Source organism: Comamonas endophytica (assembly GCF_023634805.2).
GTDB lineage: Bacteria > Pseudomonadota > Gammaproteobacteria > Burkholderiales > Burkholderiaceae_C > Comamonas > Comamonas endophytica.
In genome coordinates this window covers 957,318-973,122 of record NZ_CP106881.1, presented here as the reverse complement: position 1 = coordinate 973,122, position 15,805 = coordinate 957,318, and the positions used below count along the sequence as shown (strand labels likewise).

Below are 15,805 nucleotides of genomic sequence, written 5' to 3'. Positions count from 1 at the left end.
TGTAAACGCCGGCCGACGCGCTCCCGGTATCCCGACTGCCGCCAGGGCTCAATGCTCGCGGCGCAGGGCCGGGAACAGGATCACGTCGCGGATGCTGGCGCTGTCCGTCAGCAGCATCATCAGGCGGTCCAGGCCCACGCCGCAGCCGCCCGTGGGAGGCATGCCGTACTCGAGCGCGCGCACGAAGTCGTGGTCGTAGAACATGGCTTCGTCATCGCCGCTGTCCTTGGCCTCGACCTGGGCGTTGAAGCGCGCGGCCTGGTCCTCGGCATCGTTGAGCTCGCTGAAGCCGTTGCCGAATTCGCGGCCCGTGATGTAGAGCTCGAAGCGCTCGGTCACCTCGGGGCGCTCGTCGTTGGCGCGTGCCAGCGGCGAGATCTCGGTCGGGTGCTCCATGATGAAGGTGGGGTTCCAGAGCTTCTCCTCGACCAGTTCCTCGAAGTACAGCACCTGCAGGCTGGCCAGCGTGCGGCCCGACAGCTTGTCCTTTTCCTCGTTCAGGCCCAGCTTGCGCAGCGCGGGAATCAGCCAGTCGCGCTGGTCGACGTTGTCGCCGGCTTCGGTGTACTTGACGATCGCTTCGCGGATGGTGAGGCGCTCGAAGGGCTGGGCCAGGTCCACGGGCTTGCCGCCATAGCTCAGCTGCAGGCTGCCGACGGCCTTCTGCGCGGTGTCGCGGATCAGCTTCTCGGTGAAGTCCATCAGGTCGCGGTAGTTCCAGAACGCCGCATAGAACTCCATCATCGTGAACTCGGGGTTGTGGCGCACCGAGATGCCTTCGTTGCGGAAGCTCCGGTTGATCTCGAACACGCGCTCGAAGCCGCCGACGATCAGCCGCTTGAGGTAGAGCTCAGGCGCGATGCGCAGGTACATCTCCTGGTCCAGCGCATTGTGGTGCGTGACGAAGGGCTTGGCGTTGGCGCCGCCCGGGATCGGGTGCAGCATCGGCGTTTCGACCTCCAGGAACTGGTGCGCGACCATGAATTCGCGCACGCCGCTGATGGCGCGCGAGCGGGCGGTGAAGCGCCGGCGCGCGTCTTCGTCCATCATCAGATCGACATAGCGCTGGCGGTACTTCTGCTCCTGGTCGGCCATGCCGTGGAACTTGTCGGGCATCGGGCGCAGGCTCTTGGTGAGCAGGCGCAGCGCCGTGACCTTGATCGACAGCTCGCCGGTCTTGGTCTTCATCAGCGTGCCGCTGGCGCCGATGATGTCGCCCAGGTCCCAGCGCTTGAACTGCGCATACAGTTCCTCGCCGATCGCGTCGCGCGTGATGTAGAGCTGGATGCGGCCGCCGGTGGCGCCGAGCGAGCCGTCCTGCACGGTGGCAAAGCTGGCCTTGCCCATGACGCGCTTGAGCATCATGCGGCCGCCCACGCTCACGCTGACCGCAGCGGCTTCCAGTGCTTCGGCTTCCAGGCCGGCATGCGCCGCCTGGATACGGTCCACATGGTGCGTGGGCTGGAAGTCATTGGGGAAGGCCACACCACCGCCCTGGGCCTGGGCCTCGCGCAAGGCCTTGAGTTTTTCGCGGCGCTCGGCGATCAGTTGGTTTTCGTCCTGCGGGGCGGCGGCGTCAACCGCGGAAGTGGTGTTGTTGTCAGACATGAAAGGAGCGCCAGCGGGCAAGCGCTGGTGAAACGGGCCAAAACCCTTGATTTTAGGTTTTTTGGCTGGCTTCGGGCGCATCCCTGCGCAATGGCCGTGGGGCCTTTGGGTGCGGCGCGCGCTGCGCCTCAGAAACCAATGCCCGTGCGCTCGAGCACATCCGCCACGAGTTCCAGCCGCAGCAGCGGATTCTCCAGCTCCATCAGCTGCTGGCGCAGCGCCGTGGGCAGCGGCAGCAGCTCGCACCAGCGGTTGGCGACCCAGCCGCAGTCCTGCAGGTGCAGGGTCTCGGGCAGCGCCAGGCCGGGGTCGTCCGCATGCTGCGTGCGCAGGGTCTGCAGCAGCTGGGCCAGCGCCTGCGCCGCGGGCTGCAGGTCCGCGGGCACATCCACCGGCAGGTCCTGCCCGATGAGCTCCACATCGGCCACCCACAGGCCATGCGGCAGGCAGCGGCGCTCCTGCACGCGAAAGCGCTGCGTGCCCTCGCACAGCAGATGCATCAAACCGGTCTGGGGGTACTGCAGCTGGGCAATCGTGGCCAGGGTACCGATGGCATGGAATTGCTCCGGCGGCGCGCCCGCCTGGCGCACCTCCTGCCCCTCGCTCAGCGCCACCACGCCAAAGGGCGCGCCGGCACGCGCGCATTTGCGCACCATGTCCAGATAGCGCACCTCGAATACGCGCAGCGGCAGCCGGCCGCCCGGGAACAGCACGCTGCCCAGCGGGAACAGCGGCAGCGAAGTGAGGGTCAAGGGTAATGTCATGGCGGTGCGGGCGTGGCCACTATCATCCCATGTTCTACCCGTCGCCTTTGCAGGTTCAGGCGACTGTCTTTGCTGCTTTAATTCCTACATGCTTTTTCAGATCATCACCTTCTTGCTCGATGTCGCGGTGGGCCTGCTCACCGGCCTGTGCCTGCTGCGCCTGTACATGCAGGCCCAGCGCATTCCCTTTTCCAACCCGGTGGGCCGGCTGGTGTTTGCGCTGACCGACTGGATCGTGCTGCCGCTGCGGCGCATCGTTCCCGCTTCGGGGCGCTGGGATGCGTCCAGTGCGATCGCCGCCTATCTGCTGCAGCTGCTGCAGTATGTGCTGCTGTGGCTGATGATGGGATCCGGCGCTTCCCAGGCCTTGTGGCTGCCCTGGCTGGCGCTGTGTGGCGCGGCGCGGGTGGTGCTGACGGGCTGCGTAGGCATCGTGCTGGTTTATGTGATCCTGTCCTGGGTGCAGTCGAATTCGCCCATGTCCGCCATCATGGAGCGCTTGGCCGAGCCTTTGCTGCGTCCGGTGCGTCGGGTGGTTCCTCTCATTGGGGGGATTGATCTGTCGCCGCTGGTGCTGCTGGTGTTGCTGCAGGTGGCGTTGATGGTGTTGGCTTATTTGCAGGCGGGGGTGTTGAGGTAGCTATCTCTTTCTGCAGGTTTAGGCCAGGAGCCGTGTTTACGTCATGCCTTTGCCGCGGGCAGGGGCCGGGTCTCGGCCCGGCAGCCGACCTCCTTTCTTGTCTCGCAACAAGAAAGGAGGCAAAGAAATGCGGCCCTGCTGTCTGCGACCCTGCGCTACGCTCCGGGCAACCTGCCGTGCTCGGTCCGGGGCTGCACCGCGGAACTCACTACGCGCCTTCGGCGCTGCGCTCGGACAACCGCGGTGAGTCAGTTTACGAAGCAGGTGTGTCCTTCGGCACACCTGCCAGCCCCGGCCCTGCGCGCGGCAGGCGCAGCCAGAAGGGCGGGAACCGGGGTCCGAAACCGGAAACCGGAAACCGGAAACCGGGATAGCTTCTGTGGGACGTGAGAGATATTTACCTAATATCTACCGCGCTCTGGCGGATCCAACAAACCGTTCGTCCTGAGCTTGCCTGGGCGGCCCCGTCGAAGGATGGACGGCCACTCTCCAATATAGCGACACGGCTTCAAAGCCCAAAGAAGCTATTCCGCTCCCGGCCCCGCCCATCTGCCCGCGCCTGCCGCGCGCAGGGCCCGGGCTGGGCCGGAGTGCCGAAGGACACGGAGGCTTCGTCAACTGAGTCACCGCGGTTGTCCGAGCGGAGCGCCGCAGGCGCGCAGCGAGTTCCGCGGTGCAGCCCGGAACCGAGCACGGCAGGTTGCCTGGAGCGAAGCGGAGGGTCGCAGGCAGTTGGGGCTAGGCGCCCCCGCCGATTCTTTTGCTTACTTTTCTTGTGCGAGCAAGAAAAGTGAGTCGGCCGCCGGGACGAAACCCCGGCTCCTGCCCATGGCAACGGCATGCTGCAAGCAAAGAGCACAAACAAAAAAGCGATCAATGCATCGCTGCAATGACCGCTTTCGGTGTAACTCAGTTCTGACTTAGTTAAGACACCGCGTCCGCCGGCAACCTCTGCAGCATAGCCAAGCTATTGGCCACCGTATCCCGCAGTTGACGGCGCTCGACGATCATGTCGACAGCACCCTTGTCCTGCAGGAACTCCGCCCGCTGGAACCCTGGCGGCAGCTTCACGCGCACCGTGGTCTCGATCACGCGTGGGCCGGCAAAGCCGATCAGCGCCTTGGGCTCGGCGATGACGATGTCGCCCATGAAGGCAAAGCCCGCCGACACGCCACCCATCGTCGGATCGGTCAGCACGCTGATGTAGGGCAGGCCCTTCTTCGCCAGGCGCGTGAGCGCGGCGTTGGTCTTGGCCATCTGCATCAGGCTCAGCAGGCCTTCCTGCATGCGTGCGCCACCCGTGGCGGTGAAGCAGATGAAGGGCACCTTCTGCTCGATCGCGGTCTCGACGCCGCGCACGAAGCGCTCGCCGACCACCGAGCCCATCGAGCCGCCCATGAAATCGAACTCGAAGCAGGCCACGACCACATTGATGCTCTTGACGGCGCCGCCCATCACGATCAGCGCATCGGTCTCGCCGGTGTTCTCCAGCGCTTCCTTCAGGCGCTCGGGGTACTTGCGGCTGTCCTTGAACTTGAGCGGATCGACGGGCACGACCTCCTGGCCGATCTCATAGCGCCCTTCGGCGTCGAGGAAATGGTTCAGGCGCGCGCGCGCACCGATGCGGTGGTGGTGGCCGCAGGTCGGGCAGACGTTCTGGTTCTTTTCCAGGTCGGCCTGGTACAGCACGGTCTCGCAGGACGGGCACTTGATCCACAGGCCCTCGGGGATCTGATGGCGCTCCGTCGGATCGGTGTGCTGGATTTTGGCAGGCAGCAGTTTTTCAAGCCAAGACATAGTAGTTCCTCTTTGCGGCCACACCCCCAAAGGGTGTGGCCGGGGGGTGCATTATGCGTCCAGTGCCTTACGCACGCCGCGCAGGAAGTCAATCGTCAGCGGTACGACTTTCTCGTGCGGCTGGTCGTTGAGCATCTCGATGATGCGGCTGCCGATCACCACGGCGTCGGCGAACTGGCCGATCGCCTGGGCGGTCTGTGCATCGCGGATGCCGAAGCCCACGCCGACGGGAATGTTCACATGCTTGCGGATGCGCGGCAACATGGCACCGACGGCCGCCGGGTCCAGCGCCGCCGAGCCGGTCACGCCCTTGAGCGAGACATAGTAGACATAGCCGCTGGCCACGCGCGCCACCTGGGCGATGCGCTCGTCGGTGCTGGTCGGCGCCAGCAGGAAGATCAGGTCCATGTTCCGCGCGCGCAGCGCGGCCGCGAACTCTTCGCATTCCTCGGGCGGGTAGTCGACGATCAGCATGCCGTCGACGCCGGCCTTGGCCGCATCATTGACGAAAGCGCCTTCGCCATGGATCTGGTCGTAGCGCTCGACCGGGTTGGCGTAACCCATCAGCACCACCGGCGTGGTGCTGTTCTTCTGCCGGAACTCGCTGACGTATGCCAGCACCTGCACCAGGCCCACGCCCAGCGCCAGCGCCTTGTCGCCGGCCTTCTGGATCGTCGGGCCGTCGGCCATGGGGTCGGAAAAGGGAATGCCCAGCTCGATCACGTCGGAGCCCGCCTCGACCATGCCGTGCATCAGCGCGGGGGTGATCGCGGCAAAGGGGAAACCGGCCGTGACGTAGGGAATCAATGCCTTGCGGCCTTCGGATTGGAGTTTTTCAAATGTGGCGGCAATGCGGCTCATGCGGCAGGCCCTCCCTTGACAGTCAGACCGCGCATCGATGGGCGGTCGTAGAAATCTGCGCCCGACAGGTCGGCCACGGTGCCGATGTCCTTGTCGCCGCGGCCCGAGAGATTGACCAGGATCGACTGATCGGGGCGCATCTGCTTGGCCAGCTTCATGGCATAAGCCACGGCGTGGCTCGATTCGAGCGCCGGAATGATGCCTTCGGCGCGGCACAGGTAGTGGAAGGCTTCCAGCGCTTCGGTGTCGGTGATGCCGACGTACTCCGCGCGCTTGATCTCCTGCAGCCAGGCGTGCTCGGGCCCGACGCCGGGGTAGTCGAGGCCGGCGCTGATGCTGTGCGTCTCCATGATCTGGCCATCCTCGTTCTGCAGGATGAAGGTGCGGTTGCCGTGCAGCACGCCGGAGCTGCCGCGCTGCAGCGAGGCCGAATGCTTGCCGGTCTCCAGGCCCTGGCCCGCGGCTTCGACGCCGATCAGGCGCGTGTTTTCATAGGGAATGTAGGGATGGAAGATGCCGATGGCATTGCTGCCGCCGCCCACGCAGGCAATGACCGCATCGGGCTGGCCGCCGCCGAGGAAGGCCGGCATCTGCTCCAGGCACTCGCTGCCAATCACGCTCTGGAAGTCGCGCACCATCATCGGATAGGGGTGCGGGCCCGCGGCCGTGCCGATGATGTAGAAGGTGCTGTCGACATTGGCGACCCAGTCGCGCATGGCTTCGTTCAGTGCGTCCTTGAGGGTCTTGCTGCCCGACTCCACCGGCACGACGGTGGCGCCCAGCAGCTTCATGCGGTAGACGTTGGGGCTCTGGCGGCGGATGTCCTCGGCGCCCATGTAGATGATGCATTCAAGGCCGTAGCGCGCGCAGATGGTGGCCGTGGCCACGCCGTGCTGGCCCGCGCCGGTCTCGGCGATGATGCGCTTCTTGCCCATGCGCTTGGCGAGCATCGCCTGGCCGATCACGTTGTTGATCTTGTGCGCGCCGGTGTGGTTGAGGTCCTCGCGCTTGAGGTAGATCTGCGCGCCGCCCATCTCGCGGCTCATGCGCCCCGCGTGGTAGACGGGCGAGGGCCGGCCCACGTAGTGCTTGAGTTCGGATTCGAACTCGGCCATGAACTCGGGGTCGTGCTGGAAGCGTGCGTAGGCTTCGCGCAGCTCGGTCAGCGCGTGGGTCAGGGTTTCGCTGGCGAAGCTGCCGCCATAGCGGCCGAAATGGCCGGATGCGTCGGGGTGTTGGTATTCAAACATTGGAATTTCTGCCATGTTGGGCATCGGCCGCCCGCACGGCGGCAACGAAGCGATGGATCTTGTCGGCGTCCTTGACGCCCTTGAGTGCCTGGCCGTCGGGGCCCGTGGCCTCGACGCCGGAGCTGACATCAACGGCCAGCGTCTTGCAGCGCGGTCGCAGCTGCGCGATGCCATCGCTCACGTTTGCAGGCGTAAGTCCACCAGACAAGACGAGGTGAGAGTCGACGCTTGGAGGAAGGAGTGACCAATTGAATGCCTTGCCGCCGCCGCCATAGCCGTCCACATGGGCATCGAGCAGTATGGCTTGGGCGTGAGAGTAACGCTGTGCATATTCTACGAGGTCGAAGCCGGCGGCCGCGTCGCCTAGGGGAATCCGCGCGGCGCGCAGGAAGGGCCGCGCCCCGCTGGCCTCGCGGCACTGCGCCGGCGATTCGTCGCCATGGAACTGCAGGCAGGCGCCGGGAATGCGCGCCACGGCCGCCTGCACCTGGGCCGCGCTCTCGTTGACGAACAGCAGCACCGGCGTGACGAAGGGCGGCAGCCGCCGCGCCAGCGCGGCCGCGCGCTCGATGGAAACGGCGCGCGGGCTGGGAGCGTAGAGCACGAAGCCGACGGCATCGGCGCCCGCGGCCACGGCCTGGTCCACGTCTTCTTCGCGCGTGAGGCCGCAGATCTTGATGCGCGTGCGCGGCAAAACGGTGAGATGGGTCGTCATGGCAGCCAGTCGAATGCCGCGGCGCGCGTCGGCAGGCCCCAGGCCGGATCGTAGACCGGCCCGAGGAAATACAGCCCGTCGGGCGAAAAGGTCGGTGCCGCAGCATCGCGCGAGCGTGCGGCCAGCACCGCCTGCATCCAGTCCACGGGCTGCTTGCCCTGGCCGATGGCGATCAGGCAGCCCATGATGTTGCGCACCATGTGGTGCAGGAAGGCATTGCCCTCGAACTCGAAATGCCAGTAGCAGGTCTGCATTGGCGGCTCGCCGGGGCGGCCCAGGCCGTGCAGCCGGCTGAGCGCGTCGCCCGTGGGCGCGGCGCGGCGCGTGATGTCCAGGCGGCTCAGCGTCTTGACCGGGCTCTTCGCCTGGCAGGCCGAGGCGCGGAAGGAGGAGAAGTCGTGCTCGCCGAGCAGCTGGCGCGCCGCAGCCTGCATCGCCTGGCCGTCGAGCTCGTGGAACACCCAGCCCACGCGGCCGGCCTCGACGCTCGGGCGCACCGGCGACTGCAGCAGCACATAGGCATAGCGCCGCGCCGTGGCGCTGAAGCGCGCGTGGAAGTCGTCGGGCACGGGCTGCGCCCACTGCACGGCGATGTCCGCGGGCAGGAAGGTGTTGGTGCCGCGCACCCAGGAATAGGGCGTGCGCGACAGTTCGGTGTCGAAGTGCGCGACCTGCATGATGCCGTGCACGCCGGCATCGGTGCGGCCGGCGCAGACCGTGGGCACGGGCTGCGTGGCGAAGCGCGCCAGCGCGGCCTCGAGATGGTCCTGCACCGTGCTGCCCGAAGTCTGGCTCTGCCAGCCGTTGTAGCGCTGGCCGTTGTAACCCACGCCCAAGGCTATGCGCATGGCAAATCCTTGCCACGGGCGCCTGGCAAGCCGTGAATCTGCGAAAGGGACATCACTTGATTTCGGCAAGCAGGCGTTGCGCGCGCTCCTTGAGCTCACCCTCGGCTTCGTCGATGACTTCCTCGATCAGCGTGCGCGCGCCCTCGTTGTCGCCAATGGCGGAAAACTCCTGGGCCAGCGCCAGCTTGGTGGCCAGCGGGTCCTCGGCGGCGGCCTGGCTCAGCGTCTTCGCGGGCGGGGTGTCACCCAGGTCCAGCGAGAGATTGCCCAGATCGAATTCCAGGAAGTCGAAGGCCTCAGCCGGCGCGGGCGCGGCGGACTTGGTGGGTGTTTGCGGGGAAGGTGCCGGAGCCGGGGCTGCGGGCTGTTGCGTATCGGGGGGTGGCGTTTCCGGTTGGGCAGGCGCGGCTGCGGGCGCTTCCAACGCCGGCAGTTCCGCCTTGGGCGCCTGGGCGGGAGCCGCGTCCTCATCGTCGTCGGAGCGCAGCTCCAGATCGGGCAGCGCCAGGTGGGCCGCCGTGGGCAGGTCGGCAGGGACTGCCGGCGTCTCGGGCAGCGGTGGCAGCTCGGGCAATGGGGCCGCCGCAGCGGGCTGCTTCCAGACCGGCTCGATGGGCTCCATGGGCTCCATGGGCTTCATCGGCTCCATGGGTGCGATGGGCTCCATCGGCTCCATCGGCTCAAGCCCCATGTCGGTGGAAGGCGCAACGCGCGTGTCGGTCGGCAGATCCAGCCCCAGATCCAGGTCCGGGCTGGGAGCCGGCGCGGGTTCGGAGCCGGCAGCGGGCGCTGCCGAGGCCGCCAGCGCGGCCGCCGCCGCCACGGGTTGCACGAGAGCGCGGTCGTCGGGATTGAGGCGCTCCGGCACAGCCACCTCATCTGCCGGGCCGGCGGGCACCTCGGCGGCCGGGGCTTTGTACAGGGGGTTGGACGGATCGAGCGCACGGCCCTGCTCGGCCAGATGCAGCCACTCGGCGCCTTGGCCCTGCGTCAGCGCGAACACGGTCTGTGCCACTGCCTCGAAGGCCTTGCGGTCATGGCGCTTGACGTGGATATCGGCCAGCCTCTGGTGCAGGGCCAGGCGCTCGGGTTGGGTGCGCAGCGCTTCCTTGAGCACTTCCTCGGCCTGCAGGTCGCGGCCATAGGCCAGGTAGCCATCGGCCTCGACCAGCGGATCGGTCTCGGCGCCGGTGTCGAGCTGGTCTTGCGAATGGGCCAGCTCGGCGCCGAACTGCGTCTGCGCGGTATCGGCCTGCTGGCCCGGAACCGCATCCCGGGGGGAAGCGTCGCGCGGCACCGTATCCGTTGCCGTATCCTGCGCGCGGCGGCGCCGGTATTGGCGGTAGCCGGCATAGCCCAGCAGCAGGGCCAGCAGGCCGGCGCCGGCGAGCGGCAGCGCCGGATTCTCGCGCGAGGTGTCGGCAGAACCGGGGGCAGCGGGAGCGGCGGCCGGCTCAGGTTGCGCAGGGGCCGGGGCGGGCACTGGCGCGGGTGCAGCTTCAGGCGCCGCAGCGCTGTCGGCCACGGGGATTGCAGGCGCTGCGAGGGTCGCGGCCTCGGTGGCCGGCACGCCCGCCGCCGGGAGGCCAACCGGTGTGGCACCCGGCGCCGTTGCGCCCGGTGCCGTTGCGCCCGATGCCGGTACGCCCGGTGCCGGTACGCCCGGTGCCGGTGCAGCCGCAGGGGCGGCGCCCGCGACGTTCTGGAGTTCGTTGAGGTTGCGCGAAAGCTCGGCCAGGCGGTCGGACTGGCTCTGGGCCTGCTTTTCGCGCGCCAGGCGCTCGTCGGCCAGCGCGCCCTTGGACAGCGTGAGCTTGTCTGGCGCGGCCGTGGTCGGCTTGCGGTCCTCGACCTGGGCCTCGACAGTGCCGCTGGCGCTGCGCTGCGCCGCCGTGACGGCGGCCGCGGGCGCGGCGGCCGCGAGCTGGCGGCGGTAGCGGTTGAAGTCCTGGCTCTGGGCAGCAACGATCTGGCGCGCCTCGCGTATCGACGTGGCCTGGGCCGCCGCCTGGTCGGGCAATTCCATCACGGCGCCAGCGCGCATGCGGTTCACGTTGCCGCTGATGAAGGCATGGGGGTTGGCGCGCAGCATCGCCACGAGCATCTGGTCCAGCGACACGCCGGCCGGGCGGTACGCCTGGGCCAGCTCGCTGGCGGTGGAGCCCGCGCGCACCGTGATTTCGGTCAACGGCGCAGGAGCCGGGGGAGCGCTGGGGGGCGCCGCTGCGGGCACGGGACGCGGCGCGCTGCGCGCCGCCGCCAGCGGTTGCGCGGGTGCCGAAGCCGGGGCGCCGATCTGCGGCGGGTTGGTCGCCGGCGCGCTCTGGCGCCCTGCCGGCGGGTCCAGCAGCAGCGTATAGCTGCGCACCACCTGGCCCGCGCTCCAGGAGGCGTTGATCACCAGGTCGACAAAGGACTCGGTCACGGGTTGCGTGCTGCTCAGCTGGAGCACCGCGGAGCCGTCCGGGCGGCGCAGCAGCTGCAGCCTGAACTGGCCGGCGGCGGCCGTGTATTCCATGCCCTGCGCGCGAAAGACAGCGGGCGAGGCGATGCTGGCTTGCAGCGTGTCGGCCTCGGCGGCCGTGATCTGGGGCAGTTCCACTTCCGCGCGCAGGGGCTCGCCGAGCCCCGACTGGACGCTGAGCCGGCCGAGCGCCAGGGCCCAGGCGTCGGTGGCCGTCAGGCTGACAGTGACAAGGGCCGCAGCGGCCAGTGCGGAGAGTTTCCAACGATGCATGGTGGCGTCAACTTTTATGGTTGTGCGGCCCGGGCGAGCGGCATAGTTGTTCTCGGATGAGCGTGCCCGCAGCGGAGCAGGCAGGTCAAAGTGAAAATACCTTAGCAGCAATGCCTGGCAGCGACAACCAAGGTACCAGGCGCATTGTCCAACACCTGGAACGGCGCTCGGCCCTGCGGGCGTGCCAAATGTTGTCCCAAGGCAACGAGAAAACGCCCGCCGGACCACTTTCATGGCCCGCGGGCGCTCGTGGGGGCAAAGCCCCGGCGCGCAGCCAGGGCGAAGCTCAAGCCTTCAAAAGGATCCGGAGCATGCGTCGCAGGGGCTCGGCAGCGCCCCACAGCAGCTGGTCGCCGATCACGAAGGCCGAGAGGTATTCGGGGCCCATGTTCAGCTTGCGCACACGGCCCACGGCCACCTCGAGGCCGCCGGTCACGGCCGCGGGCGTCAGCTCCTTCACGGTGAGCGCGCGGTCGTTGGCGACGAACTTCACCCAGGGGTTGCCCGATTGGATCAGGGTCTCGATCTCCGCCAGCGGCAGGTCGTGCTTGAGCTTGAGCGTCAGCGCCAGCGAGTGGCAGCGCATCGCGCCGATGCGCACGCACAGCCCGTCCACGGGGATGGTGGCGCTGGTGCCGAGGATCTTGTTGACCTCGGCCTGGCCCTTCCACTCCTCCTTGGACTGGCCGTTGGGCAGCTGCACGTCGATCCAGGGGATCAGGCCGCCGGCCAGCGGCGCGCCGAAGTACTCGGTGGGAACGTCGTTGCGGATGGTCTGTGCCACCTGGCGGTCGATGTCGAGAATGGCCGAGGCGGGCGTGGCCAGCGCATCGGACACGGCAGCGTGCACCACGCCCATGCCCTTGAGCAGTTCGCGCATGTGGTTGGCGCCGCCGCCTGAGGCCGCCTGGTAGGTCATGGAGCTGACCCATTCGACCAGGCCGGCCTTGAACAGGCCCGACAGGCCCATCAGCAGGATGGAGTTGGTGCAGTTGCCGCCGATCCAGTTCCTGCCGCCCGCAGCCAGCCGCGACTGGATCAGGTCGTCATTGACCGGGTCGAGCACGATGACGGCGTCTTCTTCCATGCGCAGCGAGGAGGCGGCGTCGATCCAGTGGCCTTGCCAGCCGGAGGCGCGCAGCGGGCCGAACACGGCCTTGGTGTAGTCGCCGCCCTGGGCCGTGATGATGATGTCGCATTGCGCCAGCGCCGCGATGTCGTTGGCATCCTGCAGCGTGGTATGGGTGCGGGCCTGGGCGGGTGCCTTGCCGCCGGCATTCGAGGTGGAGAAGAAAATCGGCTCGATCAGGTCGAAATCGCCTTCGGCCTGCATGCGGTCCATCAACACCGAGCCGACCATGCCGCGCCAGCCCACCAAACCTACCAACTTGCTCATTTTCAACGCCCTTGTGGTTTAAGAAACAATGTTCGACCAGACTGGGGCCCGGCTCGTCTGGCCGGGAGAGGGCGCGCGACGAACCGGGCTGGGTCAGCCTTTGATCGTCGTAATGGTTGTTGCGCGCGCAGCCACGGCTGCCACAGCCACGGCTGCCTGGGCGGCAGCAGTCGTCGGGAGGAAGCGGTTGTGGGCAGCAAACATAGCGCAGCATTGTAATGGATTCCTCCGGTCCGCACCGGCGCCCACCCGCCGGCCCCCTGTAAACGGATTTCAGCAGGCAGGCATGTCGGTGCCGATCCCAGCCAGGCACACCGGCGGCGCGCCTTCCATGGCGAAATCGTCGTGCACAGCCATCGGCGCCTGCCCGCGCTGCGCGAAGCCCTGCGCTCCATGGCCATGATTGCCAAAATAAGCGGCCACCCCGTTGCCCGCCAGCAGATCGCTGTCTTCGCCTGCTCCAAAGGCTGGAACTGTGAAGACTGCGCCTTCCGCCTCGAGAAAGATGTCCGGGCCCAGAAGCCTGTTTTCCAACTGGTCGAGGGTTGCGGTCACTTCATGGGCGAATTCAGCGGCCTTGATGTAGAACACCGTGCAGACGCTTTTGAGCGCCTGGCCGCCCAGTTGCAGCGCTTGCGTGCCTGCTGCCATAGCCAGATCCCGGGTCATGGTGGTGCTGGTGCCGCCCTTGGCCGGGTCGCCGCCGAAATACCAGGCATGGGGCGCTGCGAGAGCCGAGTGTGCAGCCTGCGAGACGAGGTCCTTGGCGCCTAAGGTCCAGGCCGGCACCACGCTGGCCACGGCGCTGGCCGCCGCCGTCATTGTCGCTTTGCCGCTCTGGTGTACCGCCGACAGCGGGCCCCCTGCAAAGACAGATGCCAGTTCCGAGGCGACGTTGCCGATCGTGCTCCAACTGATGTTGTTGTCTTGGCAGTACTTCACGGCGGACGGGCAATACGATGCCGCCGTGTTCCAGAGGGCGTTGGCGCCGTTGTAGAGGAAGGGCATAAAAATAGCATGAATGGTTGAAGAAGGGGCGCCTGCACAGGTTCGTCCCGCTGCTTTCTTGCCTCCGAAGCGTCCACCTTTCGTTCATGCCAGGCACGCATGGCTGCAGGAAATTGGCTCCATATTGAATTAATTGATTTTTAAAATCAATAGCGAATAGCTATTTTGTGATGTTTTGCTGCAGTTTGGTCAGCGGAACTGTGGACGGATGGCGGCTCCCCACGCGGGGTGCTGAGTCAGAGCAGCGGCGCACCGGCATTCATGTCCCAGTTGCCTACAAGGTCCACGCTGGCCGTTGCCTGCGCCGGTGCGTCGCCCGCAGACTCGGGCAATTTCCCGGAGGGCTCCAGCGCGACAGCCTGCGTTGCCGACTTCTCCATCGCTGGCTGCAGTGCCGCTGCCGGCAGCGGCTTCTCACCATGGAGAATTTGCTGTATTCCATTGAACAGCGCTTGGGTCTGGTCATGCAACTGGTTCACCAGCGCGCCGCAGAACACCTGGGTCTGGTGCAGGACGGTCGTGGTGACGAGCAGCTTGAGTCCGGGCGGCAAGTGCATATGTTCGATGCGCTCGAAAATGCTGCGCGTGGCCCAGCCTGCGAGCCCGGTGCAGTAATAATGCGCCTGCTCCAGCACGGCCTCGCGTGCGTGGATTTCGAGGAACAGGTGCAGTTCGTGCACCTGGATCGACCACTGCTGGCGCAAAGCCTGGGAGACCCATTGCACCGAAGCCTGCAACCAATGCGGCGCGTTGGTCCCGGTCTGTTGCGGCACATCGCTGGCAAGCTGGCCCGCGGCGTGGCACCGATCCTGTTGGGCAGGGAATGCGTCAAGTGGGGGCATGCGAGAACCTCGACGGATAGCTACAGGAATTTTTATGCTAGCCGTGGCTTCTCGAAATTTCTAAATGCTGTGCTATTTTTGCCTGCCGGCTTACAGCGCGCGGCAGCACGCAGCCGCCGCTGTCGTGCGTCAACCTCGGCGGCGCGCGCGAGAAAAAGGCAGCCCGCAGGCTGCCTTTTTCTTGCCAGCGGCCGCAGCCGCCTTGCATTCAGGCCAGTGCGGCCACCACCGCATCGCCCATCTCGGCGGTGCCGACGCGCGTCGTGCCTTCGCTCCAGATGTCGGGCGTGCGCAGGCCCTGGGCCAGCACGGCCTGCACGGCGGCTTCGATGCGCTGGGCCGCGGCTTCCTGGTTCAGGCTGAAGCGCAGCATCATCGCGGCCGACAGGATCGTGGCCAGCGGGTTGGCGACGTTCTTGCCGGCGATGTCGGGCGCGCTGCCGTGGCTGGGCTCGTACAGGCCCTGGCCCTTGGAGTTCAGGCTGGCCGAGGGCAGCATGCCAATGGAGCCGGTGAGCATCGAGGCTTCGTCCGAGAGGATGTCGCCGAACATGTTGCCCGTGACCACGACGTCGAAGCGCTTGGGTTCCTTGACCAGCTGCATCGCGGCGTTGTCGACATACATGTGGTCCAGCTGCACGTCGGGATATTCCTTGCCGACCTCGGTCACGATGTCCTTCCAGAACTGGAAGGTCTCGAGCACGTTGGCCTTGTCGACGCTGGTCACGCGCTTGCTGCGCTTTTGCGCCGCCTGGAAGGCGACATGCGCGATGCGCTCGATCTCCGGGCGCGAATAGCGCATGGTGTCGAAGGCTTCCTCGGCGCCGGGGAAATGCCCGTCGGTGGCCACGCGGCGGCCGCGCGGCTGGCCGAAGTAGATGTCGCCCGTGAGCTCGCGGATGATCAGGATGTCGAGGCCGGCGACCAGCTCGGGCTTGAGGCTCGAGGCGTGGGTCAGTTCCTTGTAGCAGATGGCTGGGCGGAAGTTGGCGAACAGGCCCATGTGCTTGCGCAGGCCCAGGATCGCCTGCTCGGGGCGCAGCGGACGGTCCAGCGTGTCGTACTTCCAGTCGCCGACGGCGCCGAACAGCACGGCATCGGCTTCCATCGCCAGCTTCAGCGTGGCTTCGGGCAGCGGATGGCCGGTGAGCGCATAGGCCGCGCCGCCCACGGGGGCGGACTCCATCTCGAAGTCGAGGTCGAGGGCGTTGAGCACCTTGACGGCTTCTGCGACGATTTCCGGGCCGATGCCGTCACCGGCCAAGACTGCAATTTTCATGGGAATTCCCTGTGAATTGAAAAATGGAAAGCCGCAGGCACCGGCGGGAGGTGCCTGCGG

The 15,805-nt window shown here is 67.0% G+C and carries 13 protein-coding genes; 1 reads left to right on the top strand and 12 read right to left on the bottom strand.

Annotated features, from left to right (window positions below; genetic code table 11):
* Window positions 1-48: 48 nt before the first annotated feature.
* On the bottom strand, window positions 49-1,608 hold the full coding sequence (gene lysS / locus M9799_RS04250) for a lysine--tRNA ligase (RefSeq protein ID WP_231044001.1): 1,560 nt from the start codon (window positions 1,606-1,608) through the stop codon (window positions 49-51).
* Window positions 1,609-1,736: 128 nt separating this feature from the next.
* Window positions 1,737-2,372 (bottom strand): LON peptidase substrate-binding domain-containing protein, encoded by a 636-nt coding sequence (locus tag M9799_RS04245; RefSeq protein WP_231044002.1) that lies wholly within the window; start codon window positions 2,370-2,372, stop codon window positions 1,737-1,739.
* 88 nt (window positions 2,373-2,460) lie between these two features.
* On the opposite strand from M9799_RS04245, the gene M9799_RS04240 reads away from it, so the two are divergent.
* A complete protein-coding gene (locus M9799_RS04240) occupies window positions 2,461-3,012 on the top strand; it encodes a YggT family protein (protein ID WP_231044003.1) in 552 nt (183 codons plus the stop codon).
* Window positions 3,013-3,936: 924 nt separating this feature from the next.
* Here the strand turns inward: M9799_RS04240 and accD are convergent.
* The 10 genes from accD to leuB form a co-directional block, all read right to left on the bottom strand.
* Window positions 3,937-4,809 carry an acetyl-CoA carboxylase, carboxyltransferase subunit beta gene (accD, locus tag M9799_RS04235; protein WP_231044004.1) on the bottom strand — a complete coding sequence of 291 codons (873 nt, stop codon included), beginning with the start codon at window positions 4,807-4,809 and terminating at the stop codon, window positions 3,937-3,939.
* 51 nt (window positions 4,810-4,860) lie between these two features.
* The gene (trpA, locus tag M9799_RS04230) at window positions 4,861-5,670 is read right to left on the bottom strand and encodes a tryptophan synthase subunit alpha (RefSeq protein WP_231044005.1); all 810 of its coding nucleotides are present in this window, start codon (window positions 5,668-5,670) and stop codon (window positions 4,861-4,863) included.
* Window positions 5,667-6,920: a tryptophan synthase subunit beta gene (trpB, locus tag M9799_RS04225; protein WP_231044006.1), complete on the bottom strand. Its 1,254-nt coding sequence runs from the start codon at window positions 6,918-6,920 to the stop codon at window positions 5,667-5,669. Before trpB ends, trpA begins: the two co-directional genes overlap by 4 nt.
* Window positions 6,913-7,635 carry a phosphoribosylanthranilate isomerase gene (locus tag M9799_RS04220; protein ID WP_231044007.1) on the bottom strand — a complete coding sequence of 241 codons (723 nt, stop codon included), beginning with the start codon at window positions 7,633-7,635 and terminating at the stop codon, window positions 6,913-6,915. The genes trpB and M9799_RS04220 overlap by 8 nt, the downstream gene beginning before the upstream one ends.
* Window positions 7,632-8,483, bottom strand: a complete 852-nt coding sequence (truA, locus tag M9799_RS04215; protein ID WP_231044008.1) for a tRNA pseudouridine(38-40) synthase TruA — start codon at window positions 8,481-8,483, stop codon at window positions 7,632-7,634. Before truA ends, M9799_RS04220 begins: the two co-directional genes overlap by 4 nt.
* 52 nt (window positions 8,484-8,535) lie before the next feature.
* Window positions 8,536-11,220 carry a motility hub landmark protein FimV gene (locus M9799_RS04210; protein WP_231044009.1) on the bottom strand — a complete coding sequence of 895 codons (2,685 nt, stop codon included), beginning with the start codon at window positions 11,218-11,220 and terminating at the stop codon, window positions 8,536-8,538.
* Window positions 11,221-11,506: 286 nt separating this feature from the next.
* On the bottom strand, window positions 11,507-12,616 hold the full coding sequence (gene asd / locus M9799_RS04205) for an aspartate-semialdehyde dehydrogenase (RefSeq protein ID WP_231044010.1): 1,110 nt from the start codon (window positions 12,614-12,616) through the stop codon (window positions 11,507-11,509).
* A 273-nt stretch (window positions 12,617-12,889) separates the two neighbouring features.
* A complete protein-coding gene (locus M9799_RS04200; protein WP_231044011.1) occupies window positions 12,890-13,624 on the bottom strand; it encodes a hypothetical protein in 735 nt (244 codons plus the stop codon).
* 236 nt (window positions 13,625-13,860) lie between these two features.
* Window positions 13,861-14,466 (bottom strand): hypothetical protein, encoded by a 606-nt coding sequence (locus tag M9799_RS04195; RefSeq protein ID WP_231044012.1) that lies wholly within the window; start codon window positions 14,464-14,466, stop codon window positions 13,861-13,863.
* Between the two features lie 208 nt (window positions 14,467-14,674).
* Window positions 14,675-15,745 (bottom strand): 3-isopropylmalate dehydrogenase, encoded by a 1,071-nt coding sequence (leuB, locus tag M9799_RS04190; protein WP_231044013.1) that lies wholly within the window; start codon window positions 15,743-15,745, stop codon window positions 14,675-14,677.
* Window positions 15,746-15,805: the final 60 nt, after the last annotated feature.